19 protein-coding genes are annotated in these 16,985 nt (G+C 46.3%); 7 read left to right on the top strand and 12 right to left on the bottom strand.

Features of this window, described 5'->3' with window-relative positions:
• Positions 1-48: 48 nt before the first annotated feature.
• The 6 genes from N4J56_RS25070 to N4J56_RS25045 form a co-directional block, all read right to left on the bottom strand.
• On the bottom strand, positions 49-1,044 hold the full coding sequence (locus N4J56_RS25070; protein ID WP_317108913.1) for a hypothetical protein: 996 nt from the start codon (positions 1,042-1,044) through the stop codon (positions 49-51).
• Between the two features lie 46 nt (positions 1,045-1,090).
• Entirely contained in the window at positions 1,091-1,984 is an 894-nt protein-coding gene (locus tag N4J56_RS25065) for a hypothetical protein (protein WP_317108912.1), read from the bottom strand.
• A 73-nt stretch (positions 1,985-2,057) separates the two neighbouring features.
• On the bottom strand, positions 2,058-2,231 hold the full coding sequence (locus N4J56_RS25060) for a hypothetical protein (RefSeq protein WP_317108911.1): 174 nt from the start codon (positions 2,229-2,231) through the stop codon (positions 2,058-2,060).
• 349 nt (positions 2,232-2,580) lie between these two features.
• A complete protein-coding gene (locus N4J56_RS25055; protein ID WP_015156354.1) occupies positions 2,581-2,934 on the bottom strand; it encodes a DUF1257 domain-containing protein in 354 nt (117 codons plus the stop codon).
• Between the two features lie 148 nt (positions 2,935-3,082).
• Positions 3,083-4,591: an AAA family ATPase gene (locus N4J56_RS25050; RefSeq protein WP_317108910.1), complete on the bottom strand. Its 1,509-nt coding sequence runs from the start codon at positions 4,589-4,591 to the stop codon at positions 3,083-3,085.
• An 81-nt stretch (positions 4,592-4,672) separates the two neighbouring features.
• Positions 4,673-5,008, bottom strand: coding sequence for a hypothetical protein (locus N4J56_RS25045; protein WP_317108909.1), 336 nt, complete (start codon positions 5,006-5,008; stop codon positions 4,673-4,675).
• A gap of 264 nt (positions 5,009-5,272) precedes the next feature.
• On the opposite strand from N4J56_RS25045, the gene N4J56_RS25040 reads away from it, so the two are divergent.
• From N4J56_RS25040 to N4J56_RS25030, 3 genes are all read left to right on the top strand, one after another.
• Positions 5,273-6,424: a UDP-sulfoquinovose synthase gene (locus N4J56_RS25040; protein ID WP_317108908.1), complete on the top strand. Its 1,152-nt coding sequence runs from the start codon at positions 5,273-5,275 to the stop codon at positions 6,422-6,424.
• Between the two features lie 89 nt (positions 6,425-6,513).
• Complete coding sequence (locus N4J56_RS25035; protein ID WP_317108907.1) at positions 6,514-6,705, top strand: DUF4291 family protein; 192 nt, start codon at positions 6,514-6,516, stop codon at positions 6,703-6,705.
• 84 nt (positions 6,706-6,789) lie between these two features.
• Positions 6,790-7,929, top strand: a complete 1,140-nt coding sequence (locus N4J56_RS25030) for a glycosyltransferase family 1 protein (protein ID WP_317108906.1) — start codon at positions 6,790-6,792, stop codon at positions 7,927-7,929.
• Between the two features lie 106 nt (positions 7,930-8,035).
• On the opposite strand, the gene N4J56_RS25025 is transcribed toward N4J56_RS25030, so the two are convergent.
• Complete coding sequence (locus N4J56_RS25025; protein ID WP_317108905.1) at positions 8,036-8,299, bottom strand: hypothetical protein; 264 nt, start codon at positions 8,297-8,299, stop codon at positions 8,036-8,038.
• A 148-nt stretch (positions 8,300-8,447) separates the two neighbouring features.
• On the opposite strand from N4J56_RS25025, the gene N4J56_RS25020 reads away from it, so the two are divergent.
• Positions 8,448-8,606, top strand: a complete 159-nt coding sequence (locus tag N4J56_RS25020) for a hypothetical protein (protein ID WP_317108904.1) — start codon at positions 8,448-8,450, stop codon at positions 8,604-8,606.
• Positions 8,607-8,700: 94 nt separating this feature from the next.
• Here N4J56_RS25020 and radA read toward each other — a convergent pair whose 3' ends face one another.
• Entirely contained in the window at positions 8,701-10,221 is a 1,521-nt protein-coding gene (gene radA / locus N4J56_RS25015; protein WP_317108903.1) for a DNA repair protein RadA, read from the bottom strand.
• Between the two features lie 186 nt (positions 10,222-10,407).
• Here radA and rpaB point away from each other — a divergent pair, with 186 nt between their 5' ends.
• The 3 genes from rpaB (at position 10,408) to N4J56_RS25000 (ending at position 12,526) form a co-directional block, all read left to right on the top strand.
• Positions 10,408-11,136: a response regulator transcription factor RpaB gene (gene rpaB / locus N4J56_RS25010; RefSeq protein WP_015156346.1), complete on the top strand. Its 729-nt coding sequence runs from the start codon at positions 10,408-10,410 to the stop codon at positions 11,134-11,136.
• Between the two features lie 138 nt (positions 11,137-11,274).
• Positions 11,275-11,937 (top strand): cofactor assembly of complex C subunit B, encoded by a 663-nt coding sequence (locus tag N4J56_RS25005; protein WP_317108902.1) that lies wholly within the window; start codon positions 11,275-11,277, stop codon positions 11,935-11,937.
• A gap of 73 nt (positions 11,938-12,010) precedes the next feature.
• Entirely contained in the window at positions 12,011-12,526 is a 516-nt protein-coding gene (locus N4J56_RS25000; protein WP_015156344.1) for a DUF456 domain-containing protein, read from the top strand.
• 11 nt (positions 12,527-12,537) lie between these two features.
• On the opposite strand, the gene hypE is transcribed toward N4J56_RS25000, so the two are convergent.
• The 4 genes from hypE to N4J56_RS24980 form a co-directional block, all read right to left on the bottom strand.
• Entirely contained in the window at positions 12,538-13,593 is a 1,056-nt protein-coding gene (gene hypE, locus N4J56_RS24995; protein WP_410500588.1) for a hydrogenase expression/formation protein HypE, read from the bottom strand.
• 34 nt (positions 13,594-13,627) lie between these two features.
• The gene (gene hypD, locus N4J56_RS24990) at positions 13,628-14,734 is read right to left on the bottom strand and encodes a hydrogenase formation protein HypD (protein WP_317108900.1); all 1,107 of its coding nucleotides are present in this window, start codon (positions 14,732-14,734) and stop codon (positions 13,628-13,630) included.
• A 2-nt stretch (positions 14,735-14,736) separates the two neighbouring features.
• Entirely contained in the window at positions 14,737-15,810 is a 1,074-nt protein-coding gene (locus tag N4J56_RS24985) for an ATP-dependent 6-phosphofructokinase (RefSeq protein ID WP_410500587.1), read from the bottom strand.
• 136 nt (positions 15,811-15,946) lie between these two features.
• Positions 15,947-16,978 (bottom strand): dihydroorotate dehydrogenase-like protein, encoded by a 1,032-nt coding sequence (locus N4J56_RS24980; protein ID WP_317108898.1) that lies wholly within the window; start codon positions 16,976-16,978, stop codon positions 15,947-15,949.
• Positions 16,979-16,985 lie beyond the last annotated feature (7 nt).

Raw genomic sequence — 16,985 nt, 5'->3', positions numbered from 1 at the left:
TTTTAGACTTTCAATAGTTGAGACGCGATCGATGAGTTGAAAACAGCGTTAGAATATATCGACACAATCCAAAACTGCTTTGATCGCTCCGGTAGCAACCTTGGCAGCAGCTAACGCTGGTAAGATAGGACTCAGCGCACCTGTTACAGATGAACCTGTTGTCATCATCACGATGTTTTCCGCTACTTCTTCAATCATTCCTTCTACAACTTCCTGAATCGCATTCTCAAAGGATTCTTGTAGCTCGTTCTTGAGGTTATCTTCTACGTGTTCGCCAGTATTTTCTAGAATTTCGGTCAATCGTTCTTTGAGTTCGTCAGCAAATTCAGTAACTTGTTCGTTAAAATCTCCAAAAGATTCGCTAAAATTATTTTCTAATTCCTCAAAACCAGAGGTGATTTTGTCTAGCTGCTCTCCGGTGAGTTTATCGCTGTATTCGCTAAAAGCTTTTTCAAGATTAGCAGTTTGAGTATCGCTTATCTCATTTGCTACTTCTTCAAATTTTGATTCCAACTCACTTTGGAATGCTTCAATTTGTTCCTGAAGTTCTTCGATAGCTTCAGTTAAACTGTCAAAGTTTTCCTGAGCTTCTGTTTGACCTTCGCCCACAGAGTCTTCAGTATTAGAAATTGTATCTTCTAAACTCTTAAACGTTTCTTTTAATTCTTCTAAACTTGATTCTAACTCTGATTTATTCTCGTTAATTTCTAATTCAAAATTAGCCTGAGCTTCTTCTACAGATTGAGCAACTTCATCTAATTTTCCTTCAATGTCTGTCATTGCTTGTTGCAAAGCATCGATTTCGGCTCTCGTTTCTTCTTCAGTACTGCTAAATTCTTCTAAAGCTGTCTGCAAAGATTCTGCTAAAGTTTCAATACTTGTACTAACGCTTTCGGCAGATTCATCTAAGGTTTCAGTTTCAGTTTCTAGATCGGAACAAACTTCTTCCATCTGCGTACAAGCAGTTTCGAGAATACCTAATAGTTCGTTCAGCTTCTCACTAGCTTCATCAACATCACGCCCAAAATCTAGAACTTGTGCCATGCTGTATTATCCTTATTTTGAATTTAGCAAAAATAAAAATTATCGATTAGCCTAAAATTTTGTCAACCATATCTAGAACTGGTTCGATTTTCTCGACAATATCAGTGACTTCACCAACCTTGTCCAAAATCTCACCTATTTTGCCGTCTAATGCATCGTTTACCTCATCTCCTACATCTTGCAAATGCGATGTGGCTTCGGTGATTTTTTCGGCTGAACTCGTTAGTTCACCCATAACTTCTTCGACAAACTTTTGCGTCAGTGCTGACAATATGTCCTGAGAAGTTGAATCTAAGCTACTCTCAACTGCACTGATTTTGTCTTTTTTCTCGTTAGCTACGTCGGTGAAGTCACTTGTTAGTGATTCGAGCTGATTTTGTAGTTCTTCTGTCAAAGCTGCAAAGTCTTCTAAAACAGAGGATTTGCGATCGCCAAAACGACTTTCTGCATCCTCAACTTTGCCGTGAAACTGCTCGATCTGTTCTTTTGCTGTTTCTAAATGTTTCTCTGCTTCTTGCTCGACTTCCTCCACGAGCTTCGATAGCTCTTCAAAACCCGATTTGGTTGTTTCGGTTTCCTGTTCCACTTCCGAAAGCATTTCTTCCTTCCGGTTCTTTAACTCTTCTAGTTGTTCGCCAATCTGCTCGATCTTTGCTTCTGTTTGAGATTGCAGTTCGCCTACCTTTTGCTGTAAATCGCTGAAGCCCTGCTTAGCAGCTTCCATTTCGCTCTCTAAGGTTTGTTCGGCAGCTTCTAGTTCGTCACTGAGAGCATCAAACTTAGTAAATGCTTCCTCAGCGATGGAAGCGAGATTAGCCGCTAAATTGGTGGCAAATTCTAAAATTTGAGTGACTTGCTCGTTAGCTTGTTCTGCCGATTGAGTTAGCACTTGCGATCTTTGTTCGCACTGATCTAGTAAGTCGTTAATGTTGTCTGCCATTTTTGCTCAAGCTTTGAGTTGACGTGAATTTTTGATAGAGCGATTTGTTTATGTAATTTTCAGCACTAAAATTTTACAGCGATCGCGATCGCTGTTCGCCAGTAGCAAATGTTGATAGGTGTGTCAGTAATAACGCTTTATAGCGATCCACATCTGTTACAGCAGATTCCGTAATTCCACAAAAAAACTCGTTGAGAGTTGCTGCCCCTTGAATGAAATCTAGATACCCATACAAATACTGTCGCATGAGTCTAAAAATTTTCTCTCAATGCGATCGCTCATTGCCCTACTGATTTATTCGGTTGTATCGGTTGTATTTGATTGTATTCAGTTATGATGTATACGATTTTCCTAACATTTATAAAACTCAGTAGATATACTGAAATTCAAGCTGCAAAATACTATTAAAATACGAAAATATTATAGATAGTACAGCCAGCAACAATAATTTAAGATTTGATTTCAGCCTAGCTCTAGCATCGATTACCCGTGTAGAGACGTTACCTGTAACGTCTCTACACGGAAATTGACAAAAAAAAAGGGGTTAACCCCTTCTAAATCTGGTTAACCCGCAAGCTTGGGAACGCGCAGAGAACTTATTTTTGCACGACCAATTTGACATTGGCATTTTGCAGACCGCGCTGCTTGACTTCTGCCAAGGTCTTATTTACTGCATACTTTTGGTTGATGGAGTTGATTAACTCGGTTTGGTTGTGCTTCTTAGCAACACCCCACAGGTCAGCGATTAGGTCGAAAGAACCATCGCTGTTGCGAGACCAACCCAGATCGTATTCGCCTTCTAGAACTGCTACGATGTCAGAGCGAACGCGCTGACCGTTGTAACCACGGACATCAGCTTCGGTCTTAACATTAATTCCTAAGTCGCGCAGAGAAGTCTTGAGGATTTCTGCATCGGTGATTTTTGTACGCAGAGTGCTAAAGTGAGACATTTGGGATTCCTCCTAAAGGATAGTAACGATAAACGACAACGGTTTAGCTTAGTTAATGTCGCCGCAGTCTTGGGATGGGATATGCGGCTTAGGTAATCTGCTAGCTGGGCGGCTAGCCTTTCCCCCTGTGAACGTAGGAGAAAGCTTTTTAGAACTCCATGCGCTGATACTCAGCTACGGAGGATGCTGCGGGTCTAGCACGCTGTCTTGCCCAATCTCTCAGAGCCGTTACTTGCTCGGTCATTGTCCGAGAGAGTGGTAGCGTTGCTTTAATTGCAGCAATAATATCTAGTTGGGTAAACTCTCGATCTTGAGCAAAAGCATCGTACATCGCGGCGATTAATGCTTGCTCGATCTCTGCACCAGAGAAACCGTCAGCAATTTTTGCTAGCTGATCGAGGTCGAAGCGGGATAGATCCCGTTTGCGCTTGAGCAGGTGAATGCTAAATATATCTTTGCGCTCCTCTGCATTTGGCAGATCGACAAAGAATATTTCGTCAAATCTTCCCTTACGTAAAAACTCCCCAGGCAACCTTTCTACGCGGTTGGCTGTTGCCATCACGAATACGGGAGAAGTTTTCTCTTGCATCCAGGTCAGGAAAGATCCGAAGATGCGGCTAGACGTACCACCATCAGAATCGGCTGAACCTGCCGTACCTGCAAAGGCTTTATCTAACTCATCAATAAATAAAATTGTGGGCGAAATCGATTCGGCGGTTTTGAGAGCGTTGCGTAGGTTAGCCTCAGAGCGACCTACCATCGAGCCGTCATAAACTCGCCCCATATCTAATCTCAACAGGGGCAGACCCCACAAGCGAGATGTCGTTTTGGCGATCAAAGATTTACCACACCCAGGAACCCCTAAAATTAGCATTCCCTTCGGCTGAGGTAGACCGTATTCTCTCGCTCTTTCAGTAAAAGCATTAGAGCGTTGTTTGAGCCAGCGTTTCAGCTCTTCTAAACCACCAACGGCATCGATTGTGGCATCCTCTTCAATGTATTCTAAAATGCCATTGCGCCGGATTAATTGCTTTTTCTCGGATAAGACGACTTCTACTTCATTTTCTGATAGCTGTCCCGCTGTCACCTGAGCCTTGCGGTAGACTTTTTCTGACTCATCTCGCGTTAAGCCCAAAGCTGCTTTTAATAATTTCTCTCTGGCATCTGTTGTCAGCCGTCGTCCGCGATTTTGCTCTAACTGCCGCTCTAATACTTGGTTCAATTCTGCCAAATCGGGGAGCGGGAAGTCTAGTACGACAACTTCTTTCTCTAACTCGATTGGAACCTGCTGCATCGGAGACATCAGAACAATCGTTTTCTGCGTGCCTTTAAAGCTGGCGATCGCATCTCGCAGCCATCTCGTCGTTACTGGTGCGTCAATAAAGGGGTGTAAATCCTTAAATATGAATATGCTCGGCTCTCGTTGGCGGATCACCCACTCGATCGCTGCTTCTGGAGATACGGTATTATGCTGCGTGACGTGGCGTGGCTGACCGTGTTCTACGATTCCGTGCGTCACCGTCCAGATGAATATTCGGCGCTGCGGTCTTAACTGGGCGATCGTTGCTATTGCTTGTTCAGCCCGCTCTTCCTCAGAGGTCACAAGGTATATCAGCGGGTATTGAGCTTGTATGAGAATATTTAGCTCTTCTTTCATTGCCTTTGACCTTACTTTTGACCCTAAAGATAGTACGGACAGCGCTTCGGATTCAGCTTTAATGAATCAGCTTCAATGAAATTAGTGACTGGCAAGGGCTAGTTGCCCTTCTTGTACTGTTGCTTCAGCAGCAACTCTTGCCTGCTTGGACTGCTCTATTACCCCCGGCTGATCCTTGAGGGATACTAGTTCGCCTTCGTTCAATGCCACCGTTGTTGCACATTCAGGACATGCATAAACTCTGTGCGTGTTGCCGTATGACTCTGCTTCGTCTATCAACTCTTGATGAGATAAATAAAAAGCGAGCGCGCGGGCAGCAAGTTCTGACATTGGTTCCGAGTCGATCGCGGCTCTGATTTTGAGCCGCCGATGCAGTTCAGGCGTTAAATACAGCGTAACTTTTTGCTTAGCTTGCATATTTTTTTCAATCGTCTTACCCGGGTATGTATATCACGTTATCGGCTTACTCGCCTAGTGTCAAGACAGCGTAGCGTTTTGACGGCATAAATGTAACATTTTTTAACAAAAACCCGAAAATTCAAATAGGAGGTAAGAGGCAAGAGGCAAGAGGCTTTTATTGGTTAGGCAATTGTACAGAAAATATACTCCTAATTTAGGACGCAAAAGGGGGACATAAACCTGGTAGATTTAGCGAATATCAGCGAGTAACACGCACAGACGATGAAAGTATTGGTTATTGGTGGTGATGGCTATTGCGGTTGGGCAACCGCGCTCTACTTATCCAATCGAGGTTACGAGGTTGGGATTCTAGACAGCATGGTACGGAGGCACTGGGATCTCGAACTTGGAGTAGATACCCTGACACCGATCGCAACGATTCAGCATCGGATTCAAAGGTGGCAAGACCTCACAGGCAAAAAGATCGATTTGTTTGTCGGCGATATTACCAACTACGATTTTTTGAGCAAAACGCTGCACCAATTTGAACCGGAAGCGATCGTCCACTTTGGCGAACAGCGTTCCGCACCTTTTTCCATGATCGATCGCGAACATGCCGTACTGACGCAGGTGAACAATGTCGTTGGAACGCTGAATATACTCTATGCCATGCGCGATAGTTTCCCCGACTGTCACTTGGTCAAGCTGGGGACAATGGGCGAATACGGCACGCCTAACATCGACATTGAGGAAGGGTACATTACGATCGAACACAACGGGCGCAAGGATACCTTACCCTATCCAAAGCAACCAGGTAGTATGTACCACCTGAGCAAAGTCCATGACAGCCACAACATTCACTTTGCCTGTAAAATTTGGGGTTTACGCGCTACAGATTTGAACCAAGGCGTAGTGTATGGGGTGCTGACGGAAGAGACGGGCATGGACGAGATGTTGATCAATCGCCTCGACTACGATGGGGTGTTTGGTACGGCGCTGAACCGTTTCTGTATTCAAGCAGCGATCGGACATCCGCTGACAGTATATGGTAAGGGCGGGCAGACCCGTGGCTTTTTAGATATTCGGGATACGGTGCGCTGTGTCGAACTAGCGATCGCAAATCCTGCTAATCCTGGTGAATTCCGCGTCTTCAACCAATTCACCGAACTATTTAGCGTCGGCGACTTGGCTGTCATGGTGCAAAAAGCTGGCAACGCGCTGGGACTGAAAGTCGAAGTCAACAATCTCGATAATCCCAGAATCGAGCGGGAAGAACACTATTTCAACGCCAAAAATACGAGTTTACTGAGTCTCGGCTTGCAACCGCATTTCCTCTCAGAAGCATTGCTTGATTCTCTGCTTAATTTTGCAGTCAAGTACCAAGATCGCGTCGATAAAAAACATATTCTGCCCAAAGTTAGTTGGAGAAGATAGTTGCTGGTAATTGGTAGTTGGTAATTGGTAGTTGGTTGGAGAATCCGCTTGTCCCTCATAATACGTAGTTGAGGGAGAGGGTTGTTGCAATGTCACTGGTGACGGAACTTTACCGATCGCAGCTCGACCGATTGCCTAAGTCGGGAAATCGTATTGTGGCGCAATATGATGTCCAGTCTATTGTCGTATACCAACCTTATCGCCCAGCTATCGGTCGTTTTGCTGCCGAACATGGCTATTTTGGCGGAGAATTTAAATTCGAGCAACTGTCTATCTTGTGAGCGATCCCAACATTGCTAAGAAATTGAGATTATCGGAAAATACTTGCTGGTAACTCTCCCCAGCCTAAGCGCCCCTCTATAAGTATGAAAATTGCTTTATTTACAGAAACCTTCCTGCCCAAGGTTGACGGTATTGTCACGCGGTTGCGTCACACGGTCGAACATCTACAACGTAACGGCGATCGAGTTTTAGTCGTTGCTCCTGAAGGGGGGATTACAGAGTATAAAGGGGCGAAAGTCTATGGTGTTTCGGGTTTCCCTTTACCATTGTATCCAGAGTTAAAAATGGCATTGCCACGCCCCGCGATCGGTCACGAACTGGAGAGATTCCAACCCGATATCGTCCATGTGGTAAACCCCGCAGTGTTAGGACTATCGGGGTTATTTTATGCCAAAGTACAGAAAATTCCCCTTGTTGCCTCGTATCACACTCATTTACCGCAGTATTTACAGCACTACGGACTAGGAATGTTGGAAGGCTTGCTGTGGGAATTGCTCAAAACCGCTCACAATCAAGCAGAATTAAATTTGTGTACCTCGACGGCAATGGTAGAGGAACTATCGAGTCACGGAATCCAACGAGTAGACTTGTGGCAGCGGGGAGTGGATACGGAGTTGTTTCATCCCGATCTAGCTTGCGAACAAATGCGATCGCGCCTATCTCAAGGTCATCCCGATAGCCCTTTACTACTCTATGTCGGTCGTCTGTCAGCGGAAAAAGAAATCGAACGGATTAAACCCGTATTAGAGGCAATTCCAGAGGCGCGCTTAGCTTTGGTAGGAGATGGACCTCATCGTTTAGCTTTAGAGAAACATTTTGCGGGAACGAATACTCACTTTGTCGGCTATCTCACGGGTAGAGACCTTGGTGCAGCGTTTGCTTCTGCTGATGCGTTTCTGTTTCCTTCGCGGACTGAGACACTGGGACTAGTTTTACTTGAGGCAATGGCGGCTGGCTGTCCTGTAGTTGCGGCAAATTCAGGCGGAATTGTCGATATTGTCACATCTGGAGTCAATGGTTATTTATTTGACCCCAAAGACGAACAAGGGGCGATCGCAGCAACTTTACATCTGTTAGAGCAAAAACAGGAGCGAGAAACTATTCGTCAAAATGCCCGTTTGGAGGCGGAGCGTTGGGGATGGGCGGCGGCTACTCGTCAGTTGCAAGGATATTATCAGATGGTAGAGTCAAAGCGTTTGGCAGAGAATGTTTTGGTAGGTTAATAAAGAATGTAGAGACGTTACATGTAATGTCTCTACATGAATAAACTTTTCACGTATTTAACTCTTAAAACTGCTCCCTACTCCCTACTCCCTACTCCCTGCTATATTAGCTATCTTTTTGCTCGTCGTCATTCTGAAATGGGTTTTCACCAATTCCCAACTCTTTTTTCGAGCGTTTGAGTTGTTTCCACAAGTCGCGAATTTTTTTGTATGCTTCATCTGGAGGAATTTTTCCGGCAGTTTCTAAGTTACAGATGTAACTGACATGCTGGGCGAATTCTTGGAGATTGGCGTTAAAGACTAAATTTTCAGGCTGTACTTTGCCATAGTAACGACTGCGAGGATGCAGAAAGTCAGAACTATTTACCATAATGACAAGAACTCTCCATAGAAATTTACATAACTCATTCTGTGTATCACGAAAACCGAGCGTCAACTACAGCAATATTACGGAAACTTGGTTTGCGGTTCTATTAATCTTTGGTGTTTTGACCGAAGCACGCTAAGGGTTTGATTATGTGGCGATCGCTCGATCGAGCGCGAGAGATCGAGCGCTAGTTTATATTTTTTCACATTCAACCCGAATCTGCGATCTACCACAAGTTCAACGTTGGATCGCGATCGACGATACTACTGGGAGTGACGCACTAGAAGTTTCAGATCTCGATCCCCTCTAACCTACGGACACTTTACTCAAGTCGGGAAACCTGCCCACGTAAGTGTCCTCCCCTTAAAAAGGGGGAACGAATGCCCTACTGCTAACCCAAATACTTATTCCTCTTCTAAGTCTAAATCTGGGAACGATTGCGGGGGGATTGCAGCGATAATGGCATCGAGTACCTTGGCAACAGGAATAATTTCCAGATCTACGTCAGGATAAGGTTGCCCTTTGGGTACAATTGCCCGCTTAAAGCCTAGTTTAGCAGCTTCTTTCAGGCGCAATTCCATTTGAGAAACGGGGCGTACTTGTCCACCCAACCCGACTTCTCCAATCAAGACAGTGCGCTGATCGACAATGCGATCGCGGAAAGAAGCGACTACGGCGATCGCTACTCCCAGATCTACGGCTGGTTCTTCCACGCTTAAGCCACCAGCAGAGGCGACATAGGCATCCAGTTTAGACAAAGGAATGCCAACTCGTTTTTCTAACACTGCCAAAATTTGCAGTAAACGGCTGTAGTCTATCCCCGTGGTAGAACGACGGGGTGAAGCATAGCTGGTGGGACTGACCAAGGCTTGTAACTCTACCACAATCGGGCGCGTGCCTTCGCAAGCAACCACAATCGCCGTCCCTGGTGAAGGATCGTCGCGGCTACCGAGAAATAATTCTGAGGGGTTAGCGACTTCCCGCAACCCGCGATCGATCATTTCAAAGATGCCAATTTCATGAGTAGCGCCAAAGCGATTCTTGACTGTGCGTAACAACCGATGGGAGGCGAAGCGATCGCCTTCAAAATAAAGTACTGTATCCACCAAATGTTCTAAAACTTTGGGACCCGCGATCGCACCTTCCTTGGTAACGTGTCCCACAATTAACATCGTAATATCTTCCCGTTTTGCGACTTGCATCAGGGCTGAGGTACATTCTCGCACCTGTGCCACCGAGCCAGGAGCGGAAGTTAAGGCGGGAAAATAGACGGTTTGGATACTGTCGATTACAGCTACATTGGGTTTGAGCGAATCGACTTCCCTCAGTATTTCTTCGAGATCCGTTTCTGGCAAAACGTATAAATCGGCTCTTGCACTACCATTGTTAACTAAATGACCGTTAGGCGATTGGTTTTGAAGCTGGGGATCTGATTCCTCTATAGGGTTTTGAAATTTAGATACACCCAAACGAGAAGCGCGTAACTTCACTTGCTGTCCCGACTCTTCACCGCAAACGTAGAGAATGCGATAGTTTTGGGCGAGTTGGTTAGAAACCTGTAGTAACAAAGTCGATTTGCCAATCCCCGGATCGCCGCCGATCAAAACCATAGAACCTGGTACAATACCACCACCGAGTACTCGGTCGAGTTCGTCATAGCCAGAACACCAGCGGCTCACTTGGCGATCGCTAATTTGGTCGAAAGTTAGAGAAGCCCGGGGTTTTGCGGCTTTAGCGATCGATTTACCATTGCTTTGCGGCGTTTGCTGCCAGCTAACCCCACGAGTTGGTAGCGTCCCGAGAGTTGTACTCGTAATTTGTTCTTCTAAGGAATTGTAAGTCCTGCAGGCAGGACACTTACCAAACCACTGAGGCGACTCTGCGCCACATTCATTGCAAACGAAATAGGTACGGGGTTTGGGCATTCGTTTAGTGCTTTTGTTGCGTTAAGTTAAATTTTGTTGGCAAAACCGCAAATATTAAAAAACCTTGAAAGTAAGTGAGTGCGAGAATTTCGGCTAATTTACGTGGATTGAATGGGATAAGATCTTCATGTAATAGTACTAAAAATTAAAATTCAAAAATGTTGGTTTTAAGGAGCGTTGGTCAATTTGGAAAGTCATAAAGAAAAAATCCTAGTCGTGGATGACGAAGCCAGCATTCGGCGGATCTTAGAAACGCGGCTGTCGATGATTGGTTACGATGTCGTGACAGCAGCAGACGGCGAGGAAGCCTTGGATACATTTCGCAAAGCCGATCCAGATTTGGTTGTCTTGGACGTGATGATGCCGAAGTTAGATGGCTACGGCGTGTGTCAAGAGCTACGCAAGGAATCAGATGTACCAATTATTATGCTAACAGCCCTGGGCGATGTCGCCGATCGGATCACCGGACTGGAATTAGGTGCGGATGATTACGTAGTCAAGCCATTTTCCCCGAAAGAACTGGAAGCACGCATTCGCTCGGTATTGCGGCGGGTAGATAAAACAGGTGCTTCGGGAATTCCTAGCTCTGGCGTGATCCAAGTAGGAAGTATCAAAATTGACACGAACAAGCGACAGGTTTACAAAGGAGACGAGCGGATTCGATTAACTGGAATGGAATTTAGCTTGCTAGAGCTGTTAGTCAGCCGTTCGGGGGAAGCCTTTTCGCGATCGGAAATCTTGCAGGAAGTTTGGGGCTATACACCCGAACGACATGTAGACACTCGCGTAGTTGACGTGCATATCTCGCGACTGCGGGCGAAGTTAGAAGACGACCCTAGTAATCCAGAATTAATCCTTACCGCTAGAGGCACGGGTTATCTATTCCAACGGATTATCGAACCAGGAGAGGAGTGAATGTTGGTGGATAGTGGCTAATTTGGGAAGTGAAACGGACAAGGGGGACAAGGGAGAGATCGAAATTTCACTACACCCTACACTCTACATCCTTCTTTGTTCACTACTCACTGCTCGTTACTCACTACTCACTCCAACATGGCTAAGACAGATCCAAATCGAGTTATAAGGCTAATACCCCTCGTGGTAGGAGGATTAGGTGCTGTGTTGCTGTTGGTCAATCGGTTGCTGACACCGGAACTGACAGTGGCTCAGGCACGGTCGGATGTTTTGGGGGCAATTGTCAGTGCGGTGCTAATTTTGACTGGCTTGCTTTGGCAGCAAGTCGCACCGCGCCTGCCGGATGCAGTAGAACTCCTGGGCGAGCAAAAGTTCGAGTTGGCTCCAGACTTGCCCGAAACCGTTAAGACAGAACTAGCATGGGCATCTTATCTGTTATTGACAAATACCGTCACGCGATCGCTGATCGTGTTTTATCAGGGAAAAGTTTTGCTGCGGCGCGGCATATTACCAGAGAAAACCGAAGTGACTCCAGGGGCGATCGTCCAACGGGTGCTGGAAAAACACAAACCAGTTTACTTAGTGGCTTTGAGCGTTTACCCAGGACGATTTGAATTTGACTACTTGCCAGAAAACACCCAAGGAGTCATTTGTCAGCCCATCGGTCAGCAAGGCGTAATGATTTTGGGTGCAAATGTTCCCCGCAGCTATACCAAGCAAGATGAAACCTGGATCGCTGGTATTGCTGACAAGTTAGACGTTACCCTTTTTAGGGAGCAGGGAGCAGGGAGCAGGGAGTAGGGAAAAAGTCAAAAGTCAAAATTAACGAGTTACTAATGACGAATGACGAATGACAAATGACAAATGAAAAATTATGCTAACTCTCTATTGGTTATTAGTTGCCCTCATGGTTGTCGGTGTAATTGGGGCAGTGGTTCCAGGGATTCCTGGGACGAGTTTGATTTTGGTGGCGATCGCAATTTGGGGTGTGGTGCAAGGTTCTTTTGGTAGCATTGCCGTACCTCTAATTGTGACGGTGGTAGTGTTGGCGCTTAGCGTCGGCATCGATCTGCTGGCTACCTTCTGGGGAGCGAAACGCGCTGGAGCCAGTAAATGGGGACAGATTGGTGCGGTTGTTGGTTTGCTATTGGGGATTTTTGGTTTATTGCCTGCTTTGCCGTTTGGTGGTCCCTTGTTAGGAATTTTGCTCGGACCTTTGTTAGGAGCAATTATTGGCGAGTATATTTATCAACGCGATCTTAAACGAGCCTTGAAAGCTGGAATCGGAATTGTAGTCGGTTCTCTGGTGGGAAATTTGATTCAGGGGTTATTGGCAATCGTGGCAGTCGGCTTTTTTCTCTATGCCACGCTACCACAAGTGATGGGATGAGCAAATTCAGATTAGCAAATTCGTGGGAGTTGTTCTCCGCTTAACATATCCACAATGCGTTGAGCGCCAATTTTACTCTTCATCGTGACAAAACCAGATGTTTTGCGTTCGGTAATACTGCCAATAATTTGAGCAGATTTTCCTAAAGGATGCGATCGCATAATTTTTATTGCTTTTTGGGCAAATTCTGGTGGCACAAAAGCGACAAATCTTCCTTCATTAGCGACATAAAGCGGATCGAAACCGAGGATTTCACACGCTCCTTGCACTTCTTCACTTATGGGGATGACACTTTCATCAATTTCAATTTTGACGCAGGCAGTTTGGGCAATTTCATTCAGGGCGCTCGATAAACCGCCACGAGTCAAATCGCGTAAACAGTGAATTTCAAGTTCAGCTTCTAGCAATTCCAATACCAAACTTGCTAGTGGTGCGGCATCGCTCTTTATGGTAGTTTCAAAAGCTAAACCTTCTCTCTGGGTCATAATCGCAATGCCGTGACGACCGAGATCGCCGTTGAGGAGCAGCACGTCTCCAGGCTGAATTGATTGGGGGGCGATCGCTTGGTCATGCTCGATAATCCCCACACCAGCAGTATTGATGAAAATGCCGTCTCCCTTGCCTCGATCCACAACCTTTGTATCGCCAGTCACGATCTGCACGTTGGCTGTTTGAGCTGCTTGTTGCATCGATCGCACCACCCGCCAAAGCGTTTCCATTGATAGTCCTTCTTCCAAAATAAACCCAGCACTTAAATACAGCGGACGCGCTCCGCTCATCGCCAGATCGTTGACAGTGCCGTTAACTGCCAGCATTCCGATATCGCCGCCTGGAAAAAACAGGGGTTGAACTACATAAGAATCAGTGGTGAAGGCAATTCTGTGACTTGTGAGGTGAATTTCGGCAGCGTCATGTGGCGCGCGATCGCTATGGCTAAATGTCGCCAAAAACATTTGCTCGATTAATTGATGCATTAACCTTCCACCACCCCCATGCGCCAGTAGAACGCGGGGATACTTGTCAATTGGGATGGGACAAGACAGGATAAAGTCTTCGGGTTCGCTCACTGACAACTCCTCTGCTCCTCTGCCTCTTGCCTTCTTACACCCAATGCCGATAACGATAATATGCCGCACAAGCCCCTTCTGAGGAAACCATCGGCGCACCCAGGGGATGTTCTGGCGTACAGCGATCGCCAAAAGCAGGGCATTCGTAGGGTTTTTTGATGCCTTGTAAGATCTGTCCGCTCAGACATTCGGTAGATTCTGCAATTGCGTAGTTAAAAATATCAAAGCGCTTTTGAGCATCAAATTCAGCATATCGCTCGCGTAAGCCCAACCCACTTTGAGGAATACGACCAATCCCGCGCCATTGCCTCGGTACGACCTCAAATACTTCACGCATTAATCGTTGAGCGGTTTCATTTCCACTGCGCCGCACCGAACGAGCGTATTGATTTTCCAGTTGCGATCGCCCCGATTCTAACTGCCCAATGCACATATACACCCCTTGGAGGATGTCTAGCGGTTCAAACCCCGTGACGACAATCGGAATGCGATATTTCTGTACGAGCGGTTCGTACTGGGTGTATCCCATCACCGTGCAAACATGACCGGCTGCTAAAAATCCCTGAACTTGATGATGAGGTGAGTCAAGAATCGCCTTCATCGCTGGCGGAACTAATACGTGAGAAACCAGTAAGGAGAAATTTTTAACTTTCTGTCGCGCAGCTTGGTAAACCGCCATCGCTGTAGCGGGTGCAGTCGTTTCAAACCCCACAGCAAAGAAAACAACTTGTTTGTGTGGATGAGCTTGAGCGATTTTGAGCGCATCAAGCGGAGAATAGACAATGCGAATATCTCCCCCCATCGCCTTAACCGCCAGCAAATCTTTCTCCCTCTCCTCTACTCCCCTGCTCCCTGGAACTCGCAACATATCTCCAAACGAACAGAAAATAACTTCGGGTTGCGTTGCGATCGCGATCGCCCGATCGATTAATTCCACAGGCGTGACGCAGACAGGACAACCAGGTCCGTGAATTAAGGTAATTTCTGGGGGTAACAGTTCATCTATGCCAAATTTGACAATAGAATGGGTCTGACCGCCGCAGATTTCCATAATTGTCCAAGGTTGGGTAGTAATGGCAGCGATCGCCCGCGCGTATTGTCCAGCAGCATCAGCATCTCGGTATTCGTCAACGAACTTCATTGTTATCCATCCCCCACGTAAATCCCCATACAGCGGGCGGTTTGGACGAGATAGTTATCAGGTGCTACAGGCAAAGGACTTCGAGCGACAACATCGGCGATCGGAACATCTACAACTCGTCCATTTTGCCAAGCCACCATTTGACCGTATTGTTCCCGCGCAATTAAATCTACTGCTGCCTTACCAAAAGCTGTTGCTGTCAAGCGGTCTAAAGCCGATGGTATACCACCGCGTTGAATATGACCTAAGATCGAAACCCGAACGTCAAGGCGATCGGTAAGGGTGTTGTAAGATTTGATTTGATTGGCAATATACTGTCCCATGCCGCACTCTAGAGACGCAAGATTTTGTGTTTGTGCAATAGAACTATCGTTAGCAGTTTTAGCACCTTCGGCAACGACAACGATCGCAAATTTTCGTCCCCAGCGATCGCGCAGTTCGCTAATTTGATGGCAAACTCCGTCAATCGAGTAAGGAATTTCAGGAATGAGAATACAATCTGCTCCGCCTGCAATCCCAGCATGGAGTGCTAGATGCCCTGCTGTGCGTCCCATAACTTCCACAACCATGACGCGATCGTGACTGGCATCTGTAAAAGTCAGACGATTCAAAGCATCAACAATCGTATTGACAGCCGTATCAAACCCGATTGCTCGCTCCGTAAGTGCCACATCGTTATCGATTGTCTTGGGAATCGCGATGAGATTCCAGTTTCCTTGACAAGCGAGTTGGTGGAGAATGGAGAGACTACCATCGCCACCGATCGCAATTAAGGCATCTAACGCCAACGCCCGATAACTAGCAATAATTTCACTCGCATGAGCTAGGGTGTCTCCTTTATTAATCGATCCTAAAATCGTGCCACCCATACTGAGTAAAGGATCGATTCCGCGTAAATCTAAGCCATGCAAATTGAATAACGTCGTCTTGCGCTCCAATAACCCTTGGGTAGCGTAAGGAATCCCTAGCACTTCCCAATCGTGTTGTAACTTGGCATGGCTGACAACAGCCCGAATCGCACAATTCAACCCAGGGCAGTCACCGCCACTGGTCAGAATACCAATTCGTTTTTGCATAGGGTTTTGGTAATTGGTAATTGGTAATTGGGTAATCGATCGTTTGACTTTTGACTTGGGTAAGGGTGGGTTTTTTTGAAGATCTCTGCGAATAACAAATAGTTCTTCAGTTAAACCCGCCCCTACAACTTTTCTATTACCCAAAATAATGAGATATATCGTAAACTCGCTCCCAATCTGGTCTGTAGGTTTGGAGCGATCGCATGTATTGGGCGCGTTCAAAGGCACTCTTGTCGGGGCAATTTTTCTGACTCATGCTTCCTTGTAGTTGCCGCACGGATTCATACTCGTGTTCTACCATCCATTCACGCATTTCCTGCTCGATCGCGCGGATCTGGTCGATACCGTGCCGTAGCAACACCGAACAAAGCATCGTGATGTTAGCTCCTGCCATCAAGTTGTTGATGGCATCTTGCCCTTTGTGGATGCCGCTCGTTGCAGCCAAACTAGCATTGATGCGATCGTAGAGAATTGCAATCCAACGCATCGGTAAACGCATGGACTGCGGAGTACTTAAAAGCACGTTTGGTTCAACCTCTAGGGTTTTGAGGTTGATGTCTGGTTGATAGAAGCGATTGAACAAAACGAGAGCATTTGCCCCTGCGTTGTCCAAACGGCGCGCCATATTCGCCATGTTGGTAAAATACGGGCTGAGTTTGATCGCTACGGGAATTGTCACGGCGGCTTTAACCGATCGCAAAATCTCAATGTAAGCTTGCTCGATCTGTTCGCCTGTCAAGTCCATGTCTGTAGGGACGTAATACACATTCAATTCCAGTCCGTCTGCTCCTGCTTGCTGGATTTGTCTGGCATAGTTAGTCCAACCGCCAACAGATGAACCGTTGAGACTAGCAATGAGAGGAATATTGATTTTTTCCTTTGCCCTTTGGATATGATTGAGATATTCTTCCGAGCCGACTCGAAAGCTGTGGGGTTCTGGGAAATAGGTTAGAGCTTCAGGATAGCTTTCAGTCCCATGCGTCAGGTGGTGGTGCAGTTCGTAACGCTCTTGACGTAATTGTTCTTCAAATAGGGAATGCATCACAACAGCTGCCGCGCCCGCATCTTCCATTCGCTTGATATTGTCGATGTCTTCAGAAAGGGGTGAGGCTGAAGGTACGAGGGGCGATCGCAATTGTAAACCCATGTAAGTTGTAGTTAAGTCCATTTGTCTC

It is taken from the genome of Chroococcidiopsis sp. SAG 2025 (assembly GCF_032860985.1).
Taxonomy (GTDB): domain Bacteria; phylum Cyanobacteriota; class Cyanobacteriia; order Cyanobacteriales; family Chroococcidiopsidaceae; genus Chroococcidiopsis.
The sequence above is the reverse complement of the archived record's forward strand: the minus strand, read 5'-3'. Positions and strand labels throughout refer to the sequence as shown.

Excerpts from the sequence above, each read along its gene's own strand:
- N4J56_RS25000 (WP_015156344.1), top strand. The coding sequence starts at position 12,011 with ATGCTAACTCTCTATTGGTTATTAGTTGCCCTCATGGTTGTCGGTGTA.
- N4J56_RS25035 (WP_317108907.1), top strand. The coding sequence starts at position 6,514 with ATGTCACTGGTGACGGAACTTTACCGATCGCAGCTCGACCGATTGCCT.
- N4J56_RS25065 (WP_317108912.1), bottom strand. The coding sequence starts at position 1,984 with ATGGCAGACAACATTAACGACTTACTAGATCAGTGCGAACAAAGATCG.
- N4J56_RS24985 (WP_410500587.1), bottom strand. The coding sequence starts at position 15,810 with ATGCAAAAACGAATTGGTATTCTGACCAGTGGCGGTGACTGCCCTGGG.
- N4J56_RS25040 (WP_317108908.1), top strand. The coding sequence starts at position 5,273 with ATGAAAGTATTGGTTATTGGTGGTGATGGCTATTGCGGTTGGGCAACC.
- hypD (WP_317108900.1), bottom strand. The coding sequence starts at position 14,734 with ATGAAGTTCGTTGACGAATACCGAGATGCTGATGCTGCTGGACAATAC.
- N4J56_RS25025 (WP_317108905.1), bottom strand. The coding sequence starts at position 8,299 with ATGGTAAATAGTTCTGACTTTCTGCATCCTCGCAGTCGTTACTATGGC.
- N4J56_RS24980 (WP_317108898.1), bottom strand. The coding sequence starts at position 16,978 with ATGGACTTAACTACAACTTACATGGGTTTACAATTGCGATCGCCCCTC.
- N4J56_RS25060 (WP_317108911.1), bottom strand. The coding sequence starts at position 2,231 with ATGCGACAGTATTTGTATGGGTATCTAGATTTCATTCAAGGGGCAGCA.
- N4J56_RS25050 (WP_317108910.1), bottom strand. The coding sequence starts at position 4,591 with ATGAAAGAAGAGCTAAATATTCTCATACAAGCTCAATACCCGCTGATA.
- N4J56_RS25030 (WP_317108906.1), top strand. The coding sequence starts at position 6,790 with ATGAAAATTGCTTTATTTACAGAAACCTTCCTGCCCAAGGTTGACGGT.
- N4J56_RS25045 (WP_317108909.1), bottom strand. The coding sequence starts at position 5,008 with ATGCAAGCTAAGCAAAAAGTTACGCTGTATTTAACGCCTGAACTGCAT.
- radA (WP_317108903.1), bottom strand. The coding sequence starts at position 10,221 with ATGCCCAAACCCCGTACCTATTTCGTTTGCAATGAATGTGGCGCAGAG.
- N4J56_RS25055 (WP_015156354.1), bottom strand. The coding sequence starts at position 2,934 with ATGTCTCACTTTAGCACTCTGCGTACAAAAATCACCGATGCAGAAATC.
- N4J56_RS25070 (WP_317108913.1), bottom strand. The coding sequence starts at position 1,044 with ATGGCACAAGTTCTAGATTTTGGGCGTGATGTTGATGAAGCTAGTGAG.
- N4J56_RS25005 (WP_317108902.1), top strand. The coding sequence starts at position 11,275 with ATGGCTAAGACAGATCCAAATCGAGTTATAAGGCTAATACCCCTCGTG.